Raw genomic sequence first — 6,727 nt, forward strand, 5'->3', positions numbered from 1 at the left:
GCCGCCATCGCGAAGTCACCCACCACGGCGGTACCGGGGGGCACCATCCGGGTCCGGCTGATCTGCACCGCGTTGCGGGTCAGGTCGGTCAGCAGCGAACCCCTGCCGAGCAGGTGGGCGTAGTAGTCCCGGGGATTGACGATCATCGCGTGCGGGGTGGCCCCGGTCTGCTCGATCTCGTCGCAGGCGTCCAGCAGACCGGTCACGTAGCTGTCGGTGTACGGCAGCTTCGCGATCTCCGGGTGCCGCAGCAGCCCACCCTCGCCGATGGTCAGCGCCTGGTTCTCGGCGGTCGCCAGCCGGACCAGCAGCCGGTAGTCGATGAAGACGGCCAGCGCCTCCGGGTCGTCGGCCAACTCCTCGGGCAGTTGCACCCAGGCCCGGATCGGGTGCACCTGGGCGGCGGCCATGCCGAACCGGAAGGCCGCCTCCCGGCGCAGGTCCGACTCGTGTACCGCCTTCGCCTCCTCGGCGTCCGGGCGGGCCTCGCACCAGAACCGGACCGGCTCCAGACCGACCGGACGCTTCCGGAACAGGTTACGCACCGTCACCCGGGGACGTTCCTTGGTGGGTTGGAACGCGTCGGTGACGGTGTAGTCGAAGCGGACCTCGGCGGCGGCCGGGTCGGCGGCGTACGCGCGGGCGAAGAGCTGCCCCGGCGACAGGGTCTCGCTGGCCGTGAAGGTCTCGACGGTGGCGGTGCTCACTGGTCCTCCCCGATGGAGATGGCGTGCTGGATGAGACGCTCGTAGAAGGGTCGGTGGTACTCGTAGTAGGACCGCAGGACCGGGTCGGTGTCCACGGTGGCCTCGAAGGACTTGGTCACCGGCTGGAAACCGGAGCTGTCCCCCACGTCCAGGTGCCACTTGCGGGTGCGCTGCCACTCCGGACGGTCCTCCGGCGTCCAGTGCAGCGCCTCCGGCCGGTACGGCAGGCCGACCGCCGCGCACCAGGCGGACACCACCGGCCCGGGGGCCCGCAGCAGCGCCTCGGCGGAGATCACCACCGGCGGCCGGTCGGCGGTCCGGCGGACCAGCTCGAACAGGTCCCACTGGTGTTCGAAGCCGATCTCCGGGCAGCTCACGGTGGGTTTGATCGCGTGGTGCGAACTGATCGTGCGGGCCGGTTCCCGGACGATGAAGGTGTGCACCATGTCGGCGACCCGCTCCGGGTGGTCGAACAGGTGCTGGTACCGGTACTCCAGGGTGTCCTTGACGAAGACCGGCCGGTGCCGGCCCAGCTCCCGCAGGTGCGCGTGCACCTCGTCCGGGGTGGTGACGGTGACCGTGCCGCCGTCCGGCGCGGGCAGCGTGACGCCGCCGGTGTCGAAGAGGGTCACCAGCGGCTCGTGCACCACCGTCACGTCGCCCCGGGCGATCATCATGCGGAGGAAGGCGGTGGAGACCGCCCGGGGGTGGGCCCACATCGCGACGACGGTCACGGCCGCACCGCCGCAGGTCCGGGCCGGCGGGCCGGTGGACCGCCGGTCGACCGGACAACCGGACAACCCGGCCGGCGGGCGGCCGGTGCCCGGCCGCCCGGTCGACCGACGCTCACTGCGACCACGCGGTCGGGGTACGGTCCCACCGGTGCGCCCGCAGCCGGTCCCGCAGGGCCGGGTCGAGACGTACGCCGTCGCTGACCCCGAGGTTGGCCCGGACGTGCTCCAGCCGACGCATCCCCGGGATGACCGTGCTCACCGCCGGGTGGGCCAGGATGAACCGCAACGCCAGCTCCGGCATGGTCATCCCGTCCGGGACCTCCGGGGCCAGCCGCTGCGCCCGCTCCACACTGGGCAGCAGGTTCTCCGGCCCGAAGTAGGTGTTGCGCCAGTCCCCCTCCGGCCAGGTGGTGTCGGCGGTCAACGTGCCGGTGAGGGTACCCTCGTCGAACGGTACCCGGGCGATGATGCCGACGTCGTCGGCCTGCGCCCGGACGAACAACTCGTCCTCCGGGGCCTGGTCGAAGATGTTGTAGATGACCTGGACGACGTCGATCAGCCCGGTGTCGAGCGCCGCGAGACAGTTGGCCGGTTCCCACCGGTTGACGCTGATCCCGACCCCGTCGACCTTGCCCTGCCGCTTGAGATCGGTGATCACGTCCTGCCAACGCTGGTCGCCGGCCCACCGGTCCTCCCAGACGTGGAACTGGAGCAGGTCGATCCGGTCGACGCCCAGGTTCTCCAGGCTCTTCTCGGTGTACTCCCGGATGTGCTCGGCGGGGAACACGTCGTCGAGGGTGTCGGCGGGGCCGGGCGGCCACTCCCGGTTCTTCGGGGGGATCTTCGTGGCCACGTAGAGCCGCCGGTCCGGGTGGCGCCGGAGCAGCCCGCCGAGCAGCTGCTCACTGATCCCCCGGCCGTACACCCAGGCGGTGTCGAAGAAGTTGCAGCCCTGTTCGACCGCCTCGTCCAGACACTTCGGCGCGGTGTCGTAGTCCCATCCGGTGAAGCCACCCGGGCCTCCCCCGATGCCCCACATGCCGTACCCGACCTCGCTGACCTCCCAGCCGAGCCGGCCGATCCTGCGATACCGCATTCCGCTCCCCATCTCTGTGCTGTTCTGTTCACCTGGTCTGCGGCCCGGAGGGCACCAGCAGCCCGCTGTCCGGATCCGGGTCGCCCGCCTGCCGGGCCCGCCAGTTCCGGTACGCCTCCATCGAGGGGGCCAACGGGTGCCCGTCGGCCAGTCCCCAGCGCTGCTCCCACCGCGCGCAGCGGTCCCGCCGGAACAGTCGCGGATTGTCGACGAGCAGGGCGGCGAACCCGCGACGCAACTGCTCCTCGTCCCCGCTCGACGGGGCCGGCAGCAGCGACAGCAGGGTATGCAGCCCGGCGTCTCCGGTCTCCGTGGCCGCCGCCCGGGCCACAGCGAGGAACTCCGCGCAACTGACCCGGTCCGGGCCGGTACCCGCCGGCTCCGGCAGGTCGGCGAAGTCGACGCTCTGCGGGTGGAACAGGTGCACCGGCTCGCCCCACACGCCGGGGTCGAGCACCGCGGCGACCACCCGCCGGGACACGTAGTCCACCGGGGTGTGGTCGGACCGGATCGACACGGCCGGGCGGACACCCAACCGGTCGAAGGCGGCCAGCAGCAGATGCGTCAGCGCCGACCGGTTCGGCTGTCCGCTGTCCGCGTCGGGCATCACCTCGCCCAGCCGCAGCACGGTGACCGTCGCGCCCCGGCGCCGCGCCGCGCCGAGATACCGTTCGGCGACCCACTTCGACCGGCTGTACCCGCTGACCGGCGGCACCGCGTGGGCCGGGTCGTGGTCCTCCGGTACCGGCTCGTCCCACCGCACGGCCTCGGTGTCGAGCACCCCGAGGGTGGAGACGTAGTGCAGCGGTACGGGCCGGTGGTGCATGGCCAGGCGGAGCAGTTCCGCCGTGCCGTGCACGTTCGCCGGCCGGTGCGCGCGGTAGTCGAAGAGGAAGTTGACCAGCGCGCCGTTGTGCAGGACGAGGTCGACGGTACGCCCCAGGTGGTCCCAGAGCCGGGGGCTCAGGCCCAGGTCGGGCCGGCCCAGGTCGGCCGCGTACCCGGTCAGCCGGTCACCGAAGCCGGGCCGCCACAGGCCGCGCCCGGCCAACGCCCGGACCACCCGGTCGGTGGCGGCGGCGTCGTCGGCGGCCCGGGTCAGGCAGGACACCCGGACGTCGGTGTCGGCGAGCAGGTCGTGCACGAGACGGCTGCCGACGAAACCGGTCCCGCCGGTGAGCAGCACGGTCCGGGGTGGACGGGGCCGGGTCACCCCGGCCACCACCAGTCCGACCGGCAGTTCGGCGTCCCGCTCGACGAGCGTGGCCTCCGGTTCGGTCCGGTCGTCACCGGCGGCCCGCAGCGCGACCAGGGCGGCGAGCCCGGCCGGCGTCGGCTGCGCGAACAGGTCCGCCACCCCGATCTCCACCCCGGTCTCCCCGGTCAGCGCCACCGCCAGGGACACCGCCTGGATGGAGTCGCCGCCCGCCGCCCGGAAGTCGACGTCGGCGGTCAACCCGGGGTTGCCCAGCACCCGCCGGAAGACCGCCAGTACCCGGTCCGTCCGGGTGGCGGGGGCATCCCCGGCGGCCACCTGTGCGGCGTCCTCGACCAGCCGGCGTTCCACCAGCCGGCGCAACTGCTCCCGGTCGACCTTCCCGTTGGCGGTCAGCGGCAGGGCCGGTAGGACGAAGATGTGCCGGGGCAGGTTGATCCGGGGCAGCACCCGACGTAGGTGCGCGGCGACGGCAGCCTCGGTCACCGGTGCCGCGCCGCCCGGCCCGGCGACCGCCGGTTCGCTGGTTGCCGGCCCGGTGGCTGCGGCTTCGCCGCTCTCGGCGAAGAGGGCCAGCAGGGTGTGCCCGTCCCGCCGGACCGCGAGCGCCTTCGCCTGCCGCACCCCGGGGCAGCCCGCCGCCGCCGTCTCGATCTCACCGAGTTCGAGCCGTACCCCGTTGACCTTGACCTGGAAGTCCCGCCGGCCGGCAAAGTAGAGCCGCCCGTCCGGGGCGAAGTGCCCCAGGTCGCCGGTGCGGTAGAGCCGCGAGCCGGGGATCTCGGGCAGCGGGTTGGGCACGAACACCTCGGCGGTACGCCCCGGCGCGGCGAAGTAGCCGGTGCCCAGACACACCCCGCCGACCAGGATCTCCCCGGTTGCACCGGGAGGCAGGGGACGCAGGTCGGCGTCGGCCACCACCGCGTAGCAGTTGTCGATCGGCCGGCCGATCGGGATGACGTCACCGTCCGCAGCGGACACCGGATGGAAGACCATGCCGATGGAGGTCTCCGTCGGCCCGTACCCGTTGGTGATCCTGATCTGCGGACGGAGCTCCCGTAACCGGCGCACCATCGAGGGGTTGATCTCCTCCCCACCGACGATCAGGTGACGCAGCGAGGCCAGCCGGGCGAGTGCCGCCGGATCGCGGTCGACCATGGACACGAGCACATTGAAGATACTCGGTACGAAGTCGGTGATGGTGATCCGCTCGGCCGCGATCGTGTCGATCACGTGTTCCAGGTTCAGGAACTCCCCCTGCGCCGGCACGACCACCCGCCCCCCGGTGGTCAACGGCCAGAACAGCTGCCACACCGACGAGTCGAAGGTGTGCCGGCTGTTCTGCAGCACCACCTCCCCGCCGTTCGCCGCGAAGTACCGGGTCATGAACCGGAACCGGTTGGCCAGACCGTCGTGCCGGTTCATCGCGCACTTGGGCACGCCGGTGGTACCGGAGGTGAAGATGCCGTAGATCAGGTCGTCCGGCCCGATCGACCGCCCCGGCCGCTCCGGGTGGGGCGCGATGTCCTCGATGGCCACCGGCACCACACGCGGCGACGGGTCACCGGGCAGCGGCCGGTTGTCGGCGGCCAGCACCACCCGGGGGGCCAGCACCCGCAGCGCGGCCCGCAGCCGGTCGTCCGGCCAGGCGGGATCGAAGGGTACGAACGCCGCCCCGAGCTTCATCAGGGCCAGGTACGCCACCGGAAGCTCCAGCCCGTCGGCGAGCAGGACCGGCACCACGTCCCCGGCCCGGACCCCCGCGTCGGTCAACCGCAGCGCCAGCCCGTTGGCCACCAGGTCCAGCCGACGGTAGGTCAACCGGCGCCCCTGGAAGGAGACCGCCGGCCGGTGCGGGGTCCGGTCCACCTGTTCCTCGATCAGGGTGGGGATGGCCCGGAACGGACCGTCGGCGACCGCGTGGCCCGCGTACGCCCCGAGCGCCGTGGCCCGGGACGCGGCACCGATCCCCTCGGCCGCCGCCGGTGCCAGGCTCCGGTCGGCGAGCAGGGCACCCGCCACCTCGGCGAAGATCTCGGCCACCGCCGGCAGGCCGGGTAGCCAGGGATCGCCCGGCCCACCCCGGGCGGTCACCGTGATCCCCTCGGCGTCGACCTGGCAGATCAGCAGGACGGCGGGGTTGCCGGACGGCGGCTCGACGGACGCACCAGAGTCGAGCAGGACCACCAGGTGGCCGTCGGCCGGGTCACCCGGAGTGGCGGGAGGGCCACCGGCGGCCGGCGTGGCGGGAGACTCACCGGCGGCCGGCGTGGCGAACATCTCGCGTACCGTCGCCCTCGCCGACGCTCCGTCGAGCCGGCGCAGCCGCTCCGGCCAGCCCGGCAGGTGCACGGTCAGGTCACCGGCGACCACCCGTACGGGCAGTTCCCGGGCGAGCCGGACCGCTGTCTCCATGGCCGCCAGCGCCAGGTCCGGCACGAGGTCCCCGACGGGTGGCGGGGTGGCGCCGGGCTGGCGGGTCGGGACGGTCGTACCCGACCGGACGGACACCTGCGCACCGGCCACCGGCTGGCGGAACACGTGACGGTACGTCGGCGTGTCCGAGCGGAGGAACGGTGCGGCGGAACCGGTGTCGACCGAGCTCATCAGCGCCCCCAGCGGTTGCCCTTCGGCCTCTCCGGCGGGTTCGGACAAAGACGCCGGTCATTTGGCCGCTGATCAAGGACCATAGGACACCGATAGACTGTAGGGAATATGTAACTTTACGTTACCGACTCCCGGTCGGCATTTGCCGACGAATTGTCCACGACCACCGGCCCGTCTGCCCGGAACCCGACAGAATGCCGCCCGCCAACCGGAGGGCACCGCCCGTCCCGTCCCAGCATCCGGACGAGCCGGGACGGAAGCCGGCCGGAAGACCCGCAGAAAAACCCACTACAGCAAGGTTTTCCGGACATCCGGCAGGTACCCGACGACGCGCGGGCGATCCAACTGCCGCCCCGGCCACCAGCAC

4 protein-coding genes are annotated in these 6,727 nt (G+C 72.6%); all 4 read right to left on the bottom strand.

Annotated features, from left to right (window positions below; genetic code table 11):
- On the bottom strand, nucleotides 1-707 hold a 707-nt coding region (locus tag GSF22_RS28475), incomplete at its 3' end, for a family 3 encapsulin nanocompartment shell protein (RefSeq protein WP_208816873.1).
- Nucleotides 704-1,441 carry a hypothetical protein gene (locus tag GSF22_RS28480; RefSeq protein ID WP_208816874.1) on the bottom strand — a complete coding sequence of 246 codons (738 nt, stop codon included), beginning with the start codon at nucleotides 1,439-1,441 and terminating at the stop codon, nucleotides 704-706. The genes GSF22_RS28475 and GSF22_RS28480, both read right to left, overlap by 4 nt.
- A gap of 112 nt (nucleotides 1,442-1,553) precedes the next feature.
- Nucleotides 1,554-2,537 (bottom strand): aldo/keto reductase, encoded by a 984-nt coding sequence (locus GSF22_RS28485; RefSeq protein WP_208816876.1) that lies wholly within the window; start codon nucleotides 2,535-2,537, stop codon nucleotides 1,554-1,556.
- Between the two features lie 28 nt (nucleotides 2,538-2,565).
- A complete protein-coding gene (locus tag GSF22_RS28490; RefSeq protein WP_208816878.1) occupies nucleotides 2,566-6,360 on the bottom strand; it encodes a non-ribosomal peptide synthetase in 3,795 nt (1,264 codons plus the stop codon).
- Between the last annotated feature and the right edge of the window lie 367 nt (nucleotides 6,361-6,727).

The organism is Micromonospora echinofusca, assembly GCF_017614955.1.
Lineage (GTDB): Bacteria > Actinomycetota > Actinomycetes > Mycobacteriales > Micromonosporaceae > Micromonospora > Micromonospora echinofusca_A.